Origin of the sequence: Kitasatospora sp. NPDC101176 (assembly GCF_044768035.1) — a bacterium.
GTDB lineage: Bacteria > Actinomycetota > Actinomycetes > Streptomycetales > Streptomycetaceae > Kitasatospora.
Genome location: NZ_JBIWPA010000011.1, coordinates 137,628 through 151,215 on the forward strand (window position 1 = coordinate 137,628; position 13,588 = coordinate 151,215).

The 13,588-nt window shown below is 73.5% G+C and carries 14 protein-coding genes; 4 read left to right on the forward strand and 10 right to left on the reverse strand.

Going from position 1 to position 13,588, the window contains the following annotated elements:
• Positions 1 to 125: 125 nt before the first annotated feature.
• The 4 genes from ACIRS1_RS18060 to clpS all read right to left on the reverse strand — a co-directional run bounded on the left by ACIRS1_RS18060 (position 126) and on the right by clpS (position 3,244).
• Positions 126 to 557 (reverse strand): M67 family metallopeptidase, encoded by a 432-nt coding sequence (locus ACIRS1_RS18060; RefSeq protein WP_360218143.1) that lies wholly within the window; start codon positions 555 to 557, stop codon positions 126 to 128.
• Positions 558 to 691: 134 nt separating this feature from the next.
• On the reverse strand, positions 692 to 2,134 hold the full coding sequence (locus ACIRS1_RS18065) for an amino acid permease (RefSeq protein WP_360218146.1): 1,443 nt from the start codon (positions 2,132 to 2,134) through the stop codon (positions 692 to 694).
• Between the two features lie 187 nt (positions 2,135 to 2,321).
• Positions 2,322 to 2,891 (reverse strand): DUF2017 domain-containing protein, encoded by a 570-nt coding sequence (locus tag ACIRS1_RS18070; protein WP_360218149.1) that lies wholly within the window; start codon positions 2,889 to 2,891, stop codon positions 2,322 to 2,324.
• Between the two features lie 59 nt (positions 2,892 to 2,950).
• Positions 2,951 to 3,244 (reverse strand): ATP-dependent Clp protease adapter ClpS, encoded by a 294-nt coding sequence (gene clpS / locus ACIRS1_RS18075; RefSeq protein WP_360218152.1) that lies wholly within the window; start codon positions 3,242 to 3,244, stop codon positions 2,951 to 2,953.
• A 141-nt stretch (positions 3,245 to 3,385) separates the two neighbouring features.
• On the opposite strand from clpS, the gene ACIRS1_RS18080 reads away from it, so the two are divergent.
• Positions 3,386 to 4,702, forward strand: a complete 1,317-nt coding sequence (locus tag ACIRS1_RS18080; protein WP_360218155.1) for a nicotinate phosphoribosyltransferase — start codon at positions 3,386 to 3,388, stop codon at positions 4,700 to 4,702.
• A gap of 189 nt (positions 4,703 to 4,891) precedes the next feature.
• On the forward strand, positions 4,892 to 5,482 hold the full coding sequence (locus tag ACIRS1_RS18085) for an isochorismatase family protein (RefSeq protein ID WP_360218158.1): 591 nt from the start codon (positions 4,892 to 4,894) through the stop codon (positions 5,480 to 5,482).
• Positions 5,483 to 5,599: 117 nt separating this feature from the next.
• On the opposite strand, the gene ACIRS1_RS18090 is transcribed toward ACIRS1_RS18085, so the two are convergent.
• Positions 5,600 to 6,637, reverse strand: coding sequence for a hypothetical protein (locus ACIRS1_RS18090; RefSeq protein WP_402840684.1), 1,038 nt, complete (start codon positions 6,635 to 6,637; stop codon positions 5,600 to 5,602).
• A gap of 256 nt (positions 6,638 to 6,893) precedes the next feature.
• Between ACIRS1_RS18090 and ACIRS1_RS18095 the strand changes: the two genes are divergently transcribed.
• Together ACIRS1_RS18095 and ACIRS1_RS18100 are read left to right on the forward strand one after the other, a co-directional pair.
• Positions 6,894 to 7,541 carry a hypothetical protein gene (locus ACIRS1_RS18095; protein WP_402840687.1) on the forward strand — a complete coding sequence of 216 codons (648 nt, stop codon included), beginning with the start codon at positions 6,894 to 6,896 and terminating at the stop codon, positions 7,539 to 7,541.
• Between the two features lie 674 nt (positions 7,542 to 8,215).
• Complete coding sequence (locus tag ACIRS1_RS18100; RefSeq protein WP_360218167.1) at positions 8,216 to 8,656, forward strand: hypothetical protein; 441 nt, start codon at positions 8,216 to 8,218, stop codon at positions 8,654 to 8,656.
• 51 nt (positions 8,657 to 8,707) lie between these two features.
• Here the strand turns inward: ACIRS1_RS18100 and ACIRS1_RS18105 are convergent, their stop codons facing one another.
• The 5 genes from ACIRS1_RS18105 to ACIRS1_RS18125 all read right to left on the reverse strand — a co-directional run bounded on the left by ACIRS1_RS18105 (position 8,708) and on the right by ACIRS1_RS18125 (position 13,457).
• Positions 8,708 to 9,304: a DinB family protein gene (locus ACIRS1_RS18105; protein WP_402840690.1), complete on the reverse strand. Its 597-nt coding sequence runs from the start codon at positions 9,302 to 9,304 to the stop codon at positions 8,708 to 8,710.
• A gap of 104 nt (positions 9,305 to 9,408) precedes the next feature.
• Positions 9,409 to 10,605 (reverse strand): type VII secretion-associated serine protease mycosin, encoded by a 1,197-nt coding sequence (gene mycP / locus ACIRS1_RS18110; RefSeq protein ID WP_402840692.1) that lies wholly within the window; start codon positions 10,603 to 10,605, stop codon positions 9,409 to 9,411.
• 119 nt (positions 10,606 to 10,724) lie between these two features.
• Positions 10,725 to 12,089, reverse strand: a complete 1,365-nt coding sequence (locus tag ACIRS1_RS18115) for a WXG100 family type VII secretion target (protein WP_402840695.1) — start codon at positions 12,087 to 12,089, stop codon at positions 10,725 to 10,727.
• A gap of 27 nt (positions 12,090 to 12,116) precedes the next feature.
• The gene (locus ACIRS1_RS18120; RefSeq protein WP_402840698.1) at positions 12,117 to 12,563 is read right to left on the reverse strand and encodes a DUF2563 family protein; all 447 of its coding nucleotides are present in this window, start codon (positions 12,561 to 12,563) and stop codon (positions 12,117 to 12,119) included.
• Positions 12,564 to 12,659: 96 nt separating this feature from the next.
• Positions 12,660 to 13,457, reverse strand: coding sequence for an endonuclease V (locus ACIRS1_RS18125; RefSeq protein WP_402840700.1), 798 nt, complete (start codon positions 13,455 to 13,457; stop codon positions 12,660 to 12,662).
• Positions 13,458 to 13,588: the final 131 nt, after the last annotated feature.

Consider the following 13,588-nt stretch of genomic DNA (forward strand, 5'->3'; position numbering starts at 1 on the left):
TGGCCCGGGCCCGCGCCGACATCGCGGTCGGGGGACCGGTTTGTGCCCGCCCCGGGGGGGGAGCCGAGCGGGCCCCGCCCCCCGGCGGGGGCGGGGGGGCGGGCCGGGCCCATGGGGGGTGCCGGTCAGGCCGGGTGGGCCTCGACGACCTGGACGTCTTCCTCCGTGATCTCGCCGTCCACGATGCGGAACGAGCGGAACTGGTAGGGGTCGTCCTCGCCGTTGCCCTCGGCGGTGGAGACCAGGACGTAGTGGGCGAACGGTTCGGAGGCGTAGCTCACGTCGGTGCGCGACGGGTAGGCCTCGGTGGCGGTGTGCGAGTGGTAGACGATCACCGGCTCCTCGTCGAGGTCGTCCATCTCGCGGTAGAGCTTGAGCAGGTCGCCCGAGTCGAACTCGTAGAAGGTGGGCGAGCGGGCGGCGTTGAGCATCGGGATGAAGCGCTCGGGGCGCCCGGTGCCGGCCGGCCCGGCGACCACGCCGCAGGCCTCGTCCGGGTGGTCGGCGCGGGCGTGGGCCACGATCCGGTCGCGGATTTCTCGGGTGATGGTCAGCATGCGGTCAGGATAGCCACGCCCCGGCGGGTGTCCGCCGGGATGTCCGGAGCGCGGGCACCGGGTGTCCGCCACCCGGTCGCGGGGCCCCGGAGGCGCCCCGCGACCGGGCCCCGCGACCGGGCCCGGGAGGGGTGTCAGCCGGCGTCGCGCGCGAGCTCCCGGTCCTCGGTGGCGCCCTGCGCGGCCTGCGGGTCGCGGCGCTTGAGGAGCTGGTAGCCGACCACCAGGACCAGGGCCCAGGCGGGGAAGACGTACAGCGAGATCCGGTTGTCCTCGTCGAGGCCGATCAGCACCACGACCAGGGCGAGGAAGCCGAGCGCGGCCCAGCTGATCCAGGCGCCGCCGGGCGCCTTGAAGGTGGGCGCCGGAAGGCGTCCGCCCTGCCAGGCCTTGCGGTAGCGGATCTGGGCGATGAGGATCATCGCCCAGGTCCACAGGCCGCAGACGGTGGCGACCGAGGTGATGTACTCGAACGCCCGCGCCGGAACGAGGTAGTTGAGCACCACGCCGGCGCCCATCAGCAGGGACGAGACGGTGATCGCGAAGGCCGGGGTGCGGCGGCTGTTGAGCTTGGTCAGCCGCCCGGGCGCCTGACCGCGCAGCGCGAGGTCGCGCAGCATCCGGCCGGTGGAGTACATGCCGGAGTTGCAGGAGGAGAGCGCGGCGGTGAGCACCACGAAGTTGATGATCCCGGCCGCGGCCGGGATGCCGATCTTGCCGAAGGCCGCGACGAACGGGCTGACACCGGGCTGGAACTCGGTCCACGGCACCAGCGAGAGGATGACCACCAGGGCGCCGATGTAGAACAGCGCGATGCGCCAGGGCAGCGTGTTGATGGCGCGCGGCAGGGTCTTCTCGGGGTTCTCGCTCTCCCCGGCGGTCACGCCGACCAGTTCGACGCCCAGGTAGGCGAACATGACGATCTGCAGGGTCATCACGGTGGCGCCGATGCCCTTGGGGAAGAACCCGCCGTTCTGCCACAGGTGGGTGACCGACGCGGTGTCACCGGCCTTGCTGAAGCCGAGGGTGAGCACCCCGACGCCGATCAGGATCATGCCGATGATGGCGGTGACCTTGACCATGGAGAACCAGAACTCGATCTCGCCGAACAGCTTCACCGAGATCAGGTTGGCGGCGTAGAGGATCACCAGGAAGGTCAGCGCGCTGAGCCACTGCGGGAAGCCGGGCGCCCAGAACTTCACGTACACGGCGGCGGCGGTGGTCTCCGCCATGCCGGTGACCACCCAGAACAGCCAGTACGTCCAGCCGGTCACGTAGCCGGCGAAGGGGCCGAGGAACTCCCGCGCGTACTCGGCGAAGCTGCCGGAGACCGGGCGGTAGGTGAGGAGTTCGCCCAGGGCGCGCATGATCACGAAGATCACCAGGCCGGCGACGGCGTAGGAGAGGATCAGACTGGGGCCGGACTTGGAGATCGCGGTGCCGGCGCCGAGGAACAGGCCGGTGCCGATCGCACCGCCGATCGCGATCATCTGGATCTGGCGACTGCCGAGCCCCCGCTCGTAGCCCTCCTCGTCCGGTTTCGCGACGACCGCGTCGTCGTTCGGCTTCTCGGCCATGGTGCACCGTCCTGGTGGGTCTCGTGGGGTGGAGAAGTCGTACCACGCAGGGTTCGGTAAGCGGGCTCCATCTGAGCGTTATTTGAGCATGCCCTGGGAGGTTTTCGCCCGGTTCAGACGGAAATGCCCCGACCAATCGTCCACATACTGGACGAAGCGGTCGGGGCCTGCCCGGATCCGGGCACGATCAGTCCACGATCGCCTCCAGCAACGTCTCCTGGAGCGCGCCCAGCCACAGGTACGCCATCACCAGCGGCTTGCGGTCGTCCTCGTCCGGCAGCTCGTAGAGCTCGTCGTCGTCCTCGCCGACCTCCAGCTGGACACCGAGCGTCAGCCGCAGGTCGTTGAGGGCACCCAGCCAGCGCTGGCAGTCGGCCGGGTCCAGCTTGAGCACCCCGCCGCCGCCCAGGCGGTCCAGGGTCCGCACCACGTGCAGCGCGTCCTCGCGCTTGCGGGCCCGCAGGTCCAGCTCGGTGTAGCGGCGGAACTCGCCGGCGGCGGCCCGGCTCTCCTCGTCGGCCGGCTCGGCCGGATCCCCGTAGGCGTCCGGGAACAGCCGGGCGAGCACCGGGTTGGCCGGCGTCTCGCTCGGCCCCTCGGCGAACAGCGCGGCCAGCGGATCGCCCCCGTCCCCGCCCGGGCCGGGCCCGATCAGCTGCAGGATCCCCACCTCCAGGGAGCGGAGGATGGAGACCTCCAACTCCTCCAGCGCGATCGCCGCACCGCCGCCGCCGGCACTCTCGAACAACCCAGCCATCTGTATCGGTCAGCCCGTCTTCGTCGTCTCGGGTGGGGTACTGGGGCCGCGGGCCCCGGTCAGTCGTGCTGGAGCGTCGCCCAGAGCCCGTAGCCGTGCATCGCCTGCACGTCGCGCTCCATCTCCTCGCGGGAGCCGCTGGAGACCACGGCCCGGCCCTTGGTGTGGACCTCCATCATCAGCTTCCTGGCCTTGTCCTTCGGGTACCCGAAGTAGGCCTGGAAGACGTACTGGACGTAGCTCATCAGATTGACGGGGTCGTTGTGGACGATCGTCACCCAGGGGGTGTCCGGTTCCGTCACCGGCAGTCCCTCGACCTCCGGGCGCTCGATCTCCACGGGCGCGACACTCACCTGCGGGTCCTCCTCGCTGCGCAGTCCGTCCACGCCTCTTCAGCCCCATGCTGCCATCCGGGGGACCCCCGGGCGATTCCGACCCGGGTCGCGTCGCGAGAAATCGTCACTTTGACGCTAAGTGGTAGTAGCATCATCCGCATGGACGCCACTTCCGTGCGCGCGGCCGGCTCGACCGCGCTTCTCACCGACCGCTACGAGCTCACCATGCTGCAGGCCGCCCTGCGCAGCGGGGCCGCGCACCGCCACTCCGTCTTCGAGGTGTTCACCCGCCGCCTGCCCGGCGGCCGCCGCTACGGCGTCATGGCCGGCACCGGCCGGGTGCTCGACGCGGTCGAGGACTTCCGCTTCACCACCGCACAGCTCGACTGGCTCGCCGGCCAGGGCGTGGTCGACGAGGACACCCTGCGCTACCTCGCCGACTACCGCTTCAGCGGCGACATCCACGGCTACCCCGAGGGCGAGGTCTACTTCCCCGGATCGCCGCTGCTGACCGTCGAGGGCACCTTCGCCGAGGCGGTGATCCTGGAGACGGTGATCCTCTCGATCCTCAACCACGACTCCGCGATCGCGGCCGCCGCCTCCCGGATGACCGCCGCCGCCGGCGGCCGCCCCGTCATCGAGATGGGCGCCCGCCGCGCCCACGAGCGGGCCGCCGTCTCCGCCGCCCGCGCCGCCTACGTGGCCGGCTTCGCCGCCACCTCCGACCTGGAGGCCGGCTTCGCCCACGGCATCCCCACCACCGGCACCGCCGCCCACGCCTTCACCCTCGTCCACGACAGCGAGCGGGACGCCTTCCGCGCGCAGATCGCCAGCATGGGGCGGGGCACCACGCTGCTGGTCGACACCTTCGACCTGCGCGAGGCCGTCCGCACCGCGGTCGAGGTGGCCGGCCCCGAGCTGGGCGCCGTGCGCATCGACTCCGGCGACCTCACCCTGCTGGCCCACCGGGTCCGCCGCCAGCTGGACGAGCTCGGCGCCGAGAAGACCCGCATCATCGTCACCTCCGACCTCGACGAGTACGCGATCGCCGCGCTCGCCGCCGCCCCCGTCGACGGCTACGGCGTCGGCACCAGCCTGGTCACCGGCAGCGGCCACCCGACCTGCGCCATGGTCTACAAGCTGGTCGCCCGCGCCGAGACCGAGGGCGGACCGCTGATCCCGGTGGCCAAGCGCGCCGCCGGCGGCAAGACCAGCGTCGGCGGCCGCAAGTGGGCCGCCCGGCGGCCCGACGCGGACGGCGTGGCCGAGGCCGAGGTGGTCGGCACCGGGCCCGTCCCGGCCGAACTGGAGCCGCACCTGGTGCAGGTGCCCCTGGTGCGGGGCGGCGAGACCGTCGGCCGCGAGCCGCTCACGGCCGCCCGCGAACGGCACGTCCGGGCCCGGGCCGCGCTGCCGCTGTCGGCCACCCAGCTCTCCAAGGGCGACCCGGTCCTGCCGACCGAACTGATCGTCTGACCGGCACCCACCGCCCGCGCGGGGGCGGAGGCCTTCCGCCCCCGCGCGCCACTCCCTAGAGTCAGCCGTAGAGTTCCCCCGGAGCCCCCCGAGACCCCGAGCCCGCCACCGGGCCGAGCGCTCCCGCGGGCTCCCCCACCGGGACGCCGCCACCCCGCGGACGCCCCCCCACACCCGAGGACGCGAACCATGCACCGGGCCCTGATCGTCGTCGACGTGCAGAACGACTTCTGCGAGGGCGGCAGCCTGGCCGTCGCCGGCGGCGCCGAGGTGGCCGCCGCCATCACCGACCTGATCGCCGAATCCGCCGCCGGCTACCAGCACATCCTCGCCACCCGCGACCACCACATCGACCCGGGCCCCCACTTCTCCGCCGAGCCCGACTACGTCGACAGCTGGCCGGTGCACTGCGTGGCCGGTACCGAGGGCGTCGGCTTCCACCCCAACTTCGCCCCCGCCGTGATCTCCGGCGCGGTCGAGGCGGTCTTCGACAAGGGCGCCTACGCGGCGGCGTACAGCGGCTTCGAGGGGCTGGACGAGAACGACCGCGGCCCGCTGGAGTGGCTGCGCGAACGGCAGGTCGACGAGATCGACGTGGTCGGCATCGCCACCGACCACTGCGTCCGGGCCACCGCCCTGGACGCCGCCCGGGCCGGCTTCACCACCCGCGTCCTGCTCGACCTCACCGCCGGGGTCGCACCGGAGACCACCACCGCCGCGCTCGCCGAACTGCGCGCCGCGGGCGTCGAGTTGGTCGGCACCCCGGTGGTGCAGGGCTAGGTTCCGCCCGGCCGCCCCGGCCCCCGGTCTCCGCGTTCCGGGGCCGGCTTCCGGCCGGGGACTCGGGCCGGGGCCCCGGCCGGGAGCCGGCCGCCGCTCCCGCCCCGGCTCCGGCCGCTACTCCTGCCCCGGCTCCGGGACCGGCTCCGGGACGACCATGAGCTCGACCACGTCGGTGCCGCCCGCCCGGAACGCCTCCCGCACTTCGGCACCCACCGCGTCCCGGTCCGCCGCGAGCCGGGCGCCGCAGACGTAGACCACCCGGATCCCCAGGTACTCCATCCGGTGCTGGCCGCCCCGCACCCAGGCGGCCTCGCCCTCGCTCACGCAGCGCAGGTCCGAGTCCACCTCGACCGCGACGCCGCGCTCCGGCCAGTAGAGGTCCGGGACGGCGATGAAGGTGCCGCCGCGCATCCGCAGCTCGGGGCCGACCAGCGGGACCGGCAGCAGCCCCTCGTCCACCAGCTCGCCGACCCGCTCCAGCACGAAGTCCCGCTCGGCGGAGAGCAGTTCGTCCAGCGCGGCACGCACCCGCGGCTCGGCGGTCAGCCCCGACTCGGTCAGCTCGGCCGCCAACTCCCGGACGGTGCACCGGCTGTCCGGCCGGGAGACGGCCTCCCGCAGCACCTCGCGCACCGGCACCGGGGCGCCGGCGCCCGCCGCCGTCCACTCGCACAGTGCGTCCGCGACCGCCCGGGCGACCGGCGCACAGGCCAGGCCGTGCACCGAGCGGGCCACCAACTCCCTTTCGGTGCGCCGGATCCGCACGTCTCCGGCGTCCTTCAGCCGACGCTGGCGGGGCACCAGGACGTCCACCCCGGTCACCGCCGGCAGCCGGGGCACCGCGGCGAAGCCGTACAGCGCGAGCGCGGCCGCGCCCGTGATCACCGCCCCCTCGCGGCGGCCCTCCTCGCGGCCGTTCTGCGCGGCGTACAGCAGCGCGGCCCACATCCGCTGCTCCGGCGTCGGGCCATCCGACTGCAGCAGGTAGACCCTGGGCAGCAGGCGCTGCCAGGGCCCGCCGCGCCGGCAGTGCTCGGTGATGAGGCGGGCCGGCACGCTCCGGGCGCGCAGCTGGCTCGCGGTGACGACGTTCTGCTGACGCTTCGCCAACTCCTCGAGGGACGGCGGCGGCGTGGGAATCCGGTAGCTCATACGAACACCATCCCCAACCGGTCCGACCCGGCACCGGCCGCCTGACGCACTGTTACGCAACCGTCGCGAAACCGGGATCCACCCGCACTAAAGTCCCCATACCCTCACTCATTCGGAGTAATTGCTGGTCGCGAGGTTGTCAGATGCGATCGAAAGTGATCGCCGACCTGGTCGCCTGACCGACAGTGACCAAAGGCATACTCCAAGAGACCCTCCAGACGTCAATCCCGCCCCGGGGATTGCCTAGGCTTACGTCATGTCACGTGACGAGACCGCCGGCCTCCGCGCGGCCCAGCTCCGCCTCGGCCGTCTGCCCGGATACGTCCGCCGCCCGGACCCGGCGCGCCGCAGCGGCGAACAGGGCCATACGTACAAGAAGGGCTGGGAGGTCCGCTTCACCGCCCGCAGCGAGGCCGAGATAGCCGAGATCCGCGACCTGGTGGTCGCCGCCGGGTTCGCCCCGGCCAGACCGTTCTTCAAGGGCCACCAGCTCATCCAGCCGGTCTACGGCATGGCCGCCGTCCAGGCCTACCTGGCCGCGAGACAGGCGGCCGAGGAACACGCCGCCCGCGCGGAACTCGGCCGACGACGACGCTCGACGGACGGGCACCAGCCGGCCGCCCACCCCACCGGCGGGCACACCGCCGCCGGACACGGCACCGGGCACGGCACCGGACACGCCACGGCCGGACACGCCGCCGGGCACCCCTCCGCCGGGGTGGCGGCGCACCGGTGCGAGCGCGAGGAGGCCGCCGCCGGGGCAGCCGCGGCGGCTGCGGCCGCGGCTGCCGCAGCCGCCCAACTCGCCCGGCGCCGGGCCGTCGAGGCCTTCCCCACCCAGGTCGAACGGACCAGCGCCGTCGACGACCGGATCGCCCCGACGGAGGCCCGACCCACCTCCTGACCACCGGGTGCGCCGCCGGCCCAGCGGACGCGCCACCCGCCACCACGTCCGTCCGGCGCGCAGCGTGTGCCAGCTCCACCGCATCCGCAGCGCGCCCACCCCGCGCACGCCGCCCACCCCGCGCGGCGCGCGCCGCCGGCACCCCGGGCGCGACCCGCCCGGACACGCCCCTCCGCGCGCACTCCCGCCGGGCGCCGTCCACCCGACCCGGAGCGCCGCACGAGCACGGGCACCGAGGATGCGCCAGGCGGCGCCGCGGGGCGGCCGCACCGGAACGACCCACCCACGGGACCCGAGGGGGGCGGCCACGGTGGCGGGCGCGGTTGCGCAGGCGGTTGTGCGGGCGCGGCTTCGCGCCGTGGGCGTGGACGTCGGCCGCCGAAAGCCCTACGGTGGCACATCAACCGCCGCGCGGCCACCGCCGCCCCACCCCCTCTGACCAGCCGCGACATGCTCGCACCTACGCCCCCCGCAGGACTGCGCACCACTCCCCCGCCGATCCACCGCCCGGCCGCCCCACCACCGCTCCGCACCGGTCGCCACCGGAACCGGCCGAGCGGCGACGGGTTCCGGGCATTCCATCAGATTGGTCACCCAGCGCACCTAGGGCCTACCGTAGAGTGAGCACAGATGATCGACCGTCAGAAATCCATCTCCCTTGCCGAGAAGACGAGATGACCAATCGTCACGCGAGCGCAGCCGAGCCGCCCCCGAGGCCCGGCGAACCGGAGGACGTACCACTGGAGTTCGCCGCCTTCTGCGAACTCCACCGCCCCCGGTACCTCAGCTACGCCCGGGTCTGGCTCACCGAACACAGCACCGCGGCCACCGCCGTCCAACAGGCCTTCGCCGAAATCGCCGTCCACTGGCGCGAACTGCTGGGCAGCTCCAACCCGACCGCACACGCCTGGCAGATCCTGCGCAGCACCGTCGCCGAACACACCCGGCACGTGCCCGCCACCCCGGACCGGCACCCCGCCGACGACGACCTCGCCATCCTGCACTACGTCGTCGGCCTCGCCGCCCCCGAGATCGCCGACGTCATCGGCACCGACACCGCCAGCGTGGCCGGCCGCCTCCGGCGCACCATGCTGCGCGAGGCCTCCGGCTGGTGAGCCCGCACCCTCGCCCGCACCGCCGCCGGCGGCCGAGGCCGCACGCAGGGCTCAGACCCGCACACCCGTTACGTCGAACAGGTGGTGCACCGGGTCGTGGATCAGATAGCGGGCGAACGACTCCACGGTGAACCGCGCGCCGTCACTGCGGTCCCCGGTCCGCAGCCACTGCCCGCCCGTCACCCCCTCGAACGCCACCGCCAGCACCTCCGCGGCCTCCGCCAGCTCGCCGGCCACCACCTCCGGCCGCTGCTCCCCGTAGCGCTCCGCGACCGCCGTGCCGTCCTGGTCCCAGTTCGCGAACGACGGGCCGTCCTCGGCCAGCATCAGCCCCAGCCGCACGCGGAACAGCCGGAACACGTCCCGGACGTGGCACGCGTACTCCAGCGCCGACCACACCCCCGGAGCCGGCCGCCGCGCCACCTCACCCGCATCCCCCGACAGCACCGCCCGCCAGGCCGCCGCGTTCGCCCGGACCATCCCCGCGACGTCCTCCCGCACCACCGCCGGAGTGTCCAACCCGCAGTCCGGACAAGGGCGTTCCAACACCCACGTCCAGTCCTTGCCGTCCGGGACGATACCGCCCGGCACGACCCCGCCCGACACGATCCCGTCCGCCCCGCCCGCAGCGCGCTCAGAAGTGCTCATGCCCCCAGCATCGCCGCCCCGCCACCCGCCCCACCAGCGGCAATGACGCCACCCACCACCAAGATGCTGCCAGCCCCCGCCTCGTCAGCCCCGCCACCCGGCCCTCACCGCACCCCGGACGAACCCCCCGCCGACCGCCTCCGCCGCCGCGCCCGCACCACCAGCAGCACCACCGACACCACCCCGCCGAGCAATGCCCCCCACAACGCCACCCCGACCGCCACACCCACCCCGAACCAGCCGCCACCCCCGCCACCGGCCTCCGCGGCCGGAACCACCGCCTCGTCACCCGGCGGCCCCGCAGCCGCCTCCGGCGCAGCACCCTGCGACTCCCGCCGCCCCACCAGCGGATTCTCCCGCGCGCCCCCGTCGACCGCCGGATCCACCGCCAACGCCCTCGCCGGCGACACCACGCCGTACCCGTACCGGTCGTTCGGCACCGCCGACCCGTCCGCCGGCGGCGAGGCGGACTTGATCATCCGATTGATCACCTGCCCGGCGGACAGGCCCGGGAACCTCGCCCGGATCAACGCGGCGGTGGCGGAGACGTAGGCGACGCCATCGGACGTCCCTTGACTGATGCCGTAAGCCGAAGCGGACTTCACGGACGCGTGGTAGATCTCGACACCGGGAGCCGCCAGAGTGGTCTCCGGCCCGGGGGTGGCCTTCCCCCACAGCCTGCCCTGCTCGTCGACCGCCGTCACGGCGACGACGCCCGGAAAGGCTGCCGGGTACTCGACGGAGTCGCCTCCACCGTTTCCGGTCGCCGCGACGATGACGACGTCCTTGGAGACCGCGTAGTCGATCGCGGCGCGCGCCTGTGAATCGAACCGCGAATATCCGCCGATCGACATGTTGATGACCTTCGCGCCGCTGTCGGTGGCGTACCGCACCGCCAGCGCGATGTCGGACTGCGCGAGATCCGGAGACTCACCGTTCGTCCTGATGCGAACCGGCAGGATCCTGGCCTTCGGCGCGAGGCCCACCACCCCGGCTCCTTCCCCGTGTCCGTGGCCGGCGATCAGGCTGGCGATTCCGGTCCCGTGCCCCAGGGAATCGGTCCGGCCATCGGTGTTCGCCCCGGAGAAGTCGGCACCCGGCAACACCTGCCCGGTGAGGTCCGGGTGATCCGGCGTCACACCGCTGTCGACGACCGCGACGACGACGCCCTCGCCCTGGCTCTGCGGCCAGACTTTCTTCTCGACCTCGAAGGTGCGCAGCACCCACTGCGAATCCCTGATCTGGTCCGCCACCGAGGGCGCGGCGGCCATTCCCCACAGCAATGCCCCGGCGGTCAGCACGCCCGCGCCGCGTACCAGTCGGCCACTAGACACGTCCACCCCAGTCAGTGATGCGCCCCTAGGCTCGACGTCCTGGCGGGACAACGGGTCCTGTCGCTCCGCACGTCGGCAGAGGTCACTCATTCCACCACATTCGGATTCGCCGGCTTCGCCGCCGCCCAGGTCTCGGGATCCTCGACGAGGTAGTCGGGCCGCTTTCCGCCGTTCTCCTTGTCGCTCCTGCCACGCGGACCGGCCACGCCGCCCATCACCGGCCCCAGTGCACCGGGTGCCCCCGACACGGCCTCGCCCCGTGTCCTGGCGCGGGCCGCGAGCCCGGACCCTCCTTCGGTGAAGGCCTGGCGCCCGCCGTCCCGAGCGCCTTCCCGGCCGCCCCCGACCACCCCACCGGGCCTCCCTTCGACCACTCCGCCCGATCCAGGGGCACGGCCGCCTCGGCGCCCGGGAACCGCCCGGTCGTCCTCCCCTCCCATCACCGCCTTGGCAGGCGTCGCCCACCCGCTCCCGCTGGCTCGCCCTGGCGCTCCAAGGCCCTGTCCGGACGGTGCGCCCGAGCCTGCCTCGGGCGCACCCGGGACCACGTGGTGGAACGTCGCGCTGCCGCTGTGCGAAGCCGTTCCCGCCCGCACGGCATCGATTCCGGTACCAGTACCCGGACCGGCTCCGGAGTGCGTTCCGAACCCGCCTCCCGACCCGACCGGCCCTGTGAAGGCCAAGCGCTTCGGCTCGGCTTGCGGGCTCCCGCCCTTGATCCCCGGGTCGGACGGCGCGATCGTCCGGGGTGTTCCGGGGTGCGGCGCCACGCACTGGGCGACGGCGGTGCGTGGCCGGACCGCGTTCACCGGTGCCGCCGACGCGACCGTGCGCTCACCGGTCGCAATCGCTCCGACCATCATCGCCGCAGCCGCGGCCTGGCCTCCGGGGTCTCCGCCGGGTGGCGCGTCACGGTCCTCGTACCGGACCGGATCGTTCGGTCCCCTCACCGGCTGCGGCGGCTTCAGGGCCGGGGTGGCGATGCGGTAGTGCATGGCGAGGGTCTGCATGACGGTGGCGGCTTCGGTCTTGCGGCGGTCGGCGAGGGGGAGGTGTTCGTCGTCGCCGCCGAAGACGGAGGAGATGCCGTCGCCGAGGGTGTTCTTGGCCTGTTCCCAGGTGCTGGGTTCCTCGGGCATGTCGCGTTTGGCCTTGGCGATGGCCTCGGACATGGCGTGGAGGGTGTTGGCGGCGTCGTTGCCGTAGGAGGCCGCGTTGTTGATGCCGTCGGCGAGGTGGAGCATGCGGGTGTGGAACGCGTCGCTGGTGGCGCCCTCCCAGGTGACGGCGGCTTCGGTGCTGGCACGGGTGAGGGTGGCGCGGATGGCCTTGAGAGTGTCGGCGGCGCGGCGCCACGGGTCTCCGGCGGCCATGACGGCGCCGGGGTCGAGGGCTTCGGCCATGGTGCGGAGCTGGGCGTGGCTGTACTTGGTGAAGTCGGTGTAGGCCATGGCCGGTTCGTCTCCGTCCGGTGGGCGCTAGCGGGCGGACTTGCCGCCGTCGCGGGTGGGCGGGGCGATGGTCTGTGCGTAGGCGGCCCGGCTGGTGGCGGAGGGGTTGGCGACGGACCAGCCGTCGTCGCCGAGCCTGAGCTTCCGGGCGGTGCTCCGGTCGCGTTCCTCGTATCCGGTGGCGGTGAGTTCGGCGTTCTTCTGGGCGTCGTCGACGGCTTGTCGGAGTTGGTTGAGGATGTCGCGCAGGCCGTCGCGCATGGTGTCGTAGCGGCCGTGGAGTTCGGTGGCCTCGGCGAAGGTGCCGAAGGCGCCCTTGCCGAGGCCGCTGCGGCCGTGGGTGTCGGTGCCGTCGGCGTGGTGCTGGAACTCGGCGAGGAGGAGGCGGACCTGGGCGGCGAAGGCGCGGAGTTGTGCGATCTCGACGCGGTATCCCCGGCCGGCTCCGCCGGTGGTGCCGGTTCCTGTGGCCACTGCGGCGCTCCCCGTGCGTCCGTCGGTCGCTGCCGGGCCCGGGTCCCGGTGTGTCATGTCTAACACACCGGGGCCCTAATTCGGCCTGGGACATGGTCAGTTCGTCGGTGTCCGGGTCCGGAGGGCCTCGGCGAGGGCTCGGCGGCAGAGGGAGTCGGCGTGCCGGGTGGTCTCGGGGAGCCGGTACTGGCGGGCGAGGTCGAGGGTGGTGCGGACGGCGGTGTCGAGGCCGATGCGGTGGCCGACGGAGACGTAGACGGGTTTGACGCCGGGCCGGGTGCGCAGGGCACGGCCCACCTCCTCACCGGTGGCCGGGTCGGTGAGGGGGGTCGTGGAGCCGCGGGGGGCGTCGGGTTGGCGGTGGTCGAAGGTGAAGGGGGTCTTGGCGACGCCGAGGGTGCGCAGGCCGGTGAGGACGCCGAGGTGGCTGGCGAGGCCGAGGCGGCGGGGGTGGGCGAGGCCGTAGCCGTCGCAGACGACGGTGTCGGGCGTGCGGGTGAGGGCGGCGAGGGCGTCGAGGACGGCGGGGAGTTCGCGGAAGGCGAGCAGTCCGGGGACGTAGGGGAAGGCGATCCGGCCGACGGCGGTGGCCTGTTCGACGACGGTGAGGGTGTCGCGGTCGAGGAGGACGGCCGCGGCGACGACGAGGTCGTGGTCGTCGTCGTAGGCGACGTCGACGCCGGCGACGAGGTGACCGGCGGCGGGGTCGGTCGGGTCGTCCTGGGAGGTGCCGTCCCGGGAGAGATCGCCCCGGGAGAGATCGCCCCGGGAGGGCTCGTCCCGGGAGGGCTCGTCCCGGGAGGGGTCGTCGTGGGCCTGGACGAGGGGCCGCAGTCGTTCCTGTTCGGCGAGCGCCTCGGCCTCGGTGGTGGGCCAGTCGGCGGGGATGGGCACGGGCGGTTCCCCCGGATCGGTCGTGCGGGCGTGGTCGGCTTCACCGTACCGAGGGGCGCACGACCCTCGGGTGAGCCTGTGCGCCCCCCTGTGCCCCCCGGGTCGGCGGGTTAGCCTGGACTTACCGAACT

Bases quoted from the DNA above. Each gene is read 5' to 3' on its own strand.
- ACIRS1_RS18060 (WP_360218143.1), bottom strand. From the start codon at position 557: ATGCTGACCATCACCCGAGAAATCCGCGACCGGATCGTGGCCCACGCC.
- ACIRS1_RS18065 (WP_360218146.1), bottom strand. From the start codon at position 2,134: ATGGCCGAGAAGCCGAACGACGACGCGGTCGTCGCGAAACCGGACGAG.
- ACIRS1_RS18070 (WP_360218149.1), bottom strand. From the start codon at position 2,891: ATGGCTGGGTTGTTCGAGAGTGCCGGCGGCGGCGGTGCGGCGATCGCG.
- ACIRS1_RS18080 (WP_360218155.1), top strand. From the start codon at position 3,386: ATGGACGCCACTTCCGTGCGCGCGGCCGGCTCGACCGCGCTTCTCACC.
- ACIRS1_RS18085 (WP_360218158.1), top strand. From the start codon at position 4,892: ATGCACCGGGCCCTGATCGTCGTCGACGTGCAGAACGACTTCTGCGAG.
- ACIRS1_RS18090 (WP_402840684.1), bottom strand. From the start codon at position 6,637: ATGAGCTACCGGATTCCCACGCCGCCGCCGTCCCTCGAGGAGTTGGCG.
- ACIRS1_RS18095 (WP_402840687.1), top strand. From the start codon at position 6,894: ATGTCACGTGACGAGACCGCCGGCCTCCGCGCGGCCCAGCTCCGCCTC.
- ACIRS1_RS18100 (WP_360218167.1), top strand. From the start codon at position 8,216: ATGACCAATCGTCACGCGAGCGCAGCCGAGCCGCCCCCGAGGCCCGGC.
- ACIRS1_RS18105 (WP_402840690.1), bottom strand. From the start codon at position 9,304: ATGAGCACTTCTGAGCGCGCTGCGGGCGGGGCGGACGGGATCGTGTCG.
- ACIRS1_RS18115 (WP_402840695.1), bottom strand. From the start codon at position 12,089: ATGGCCTACACCGACTTCACCAAGTACAGCCACGCCCAGCTCCGCACC.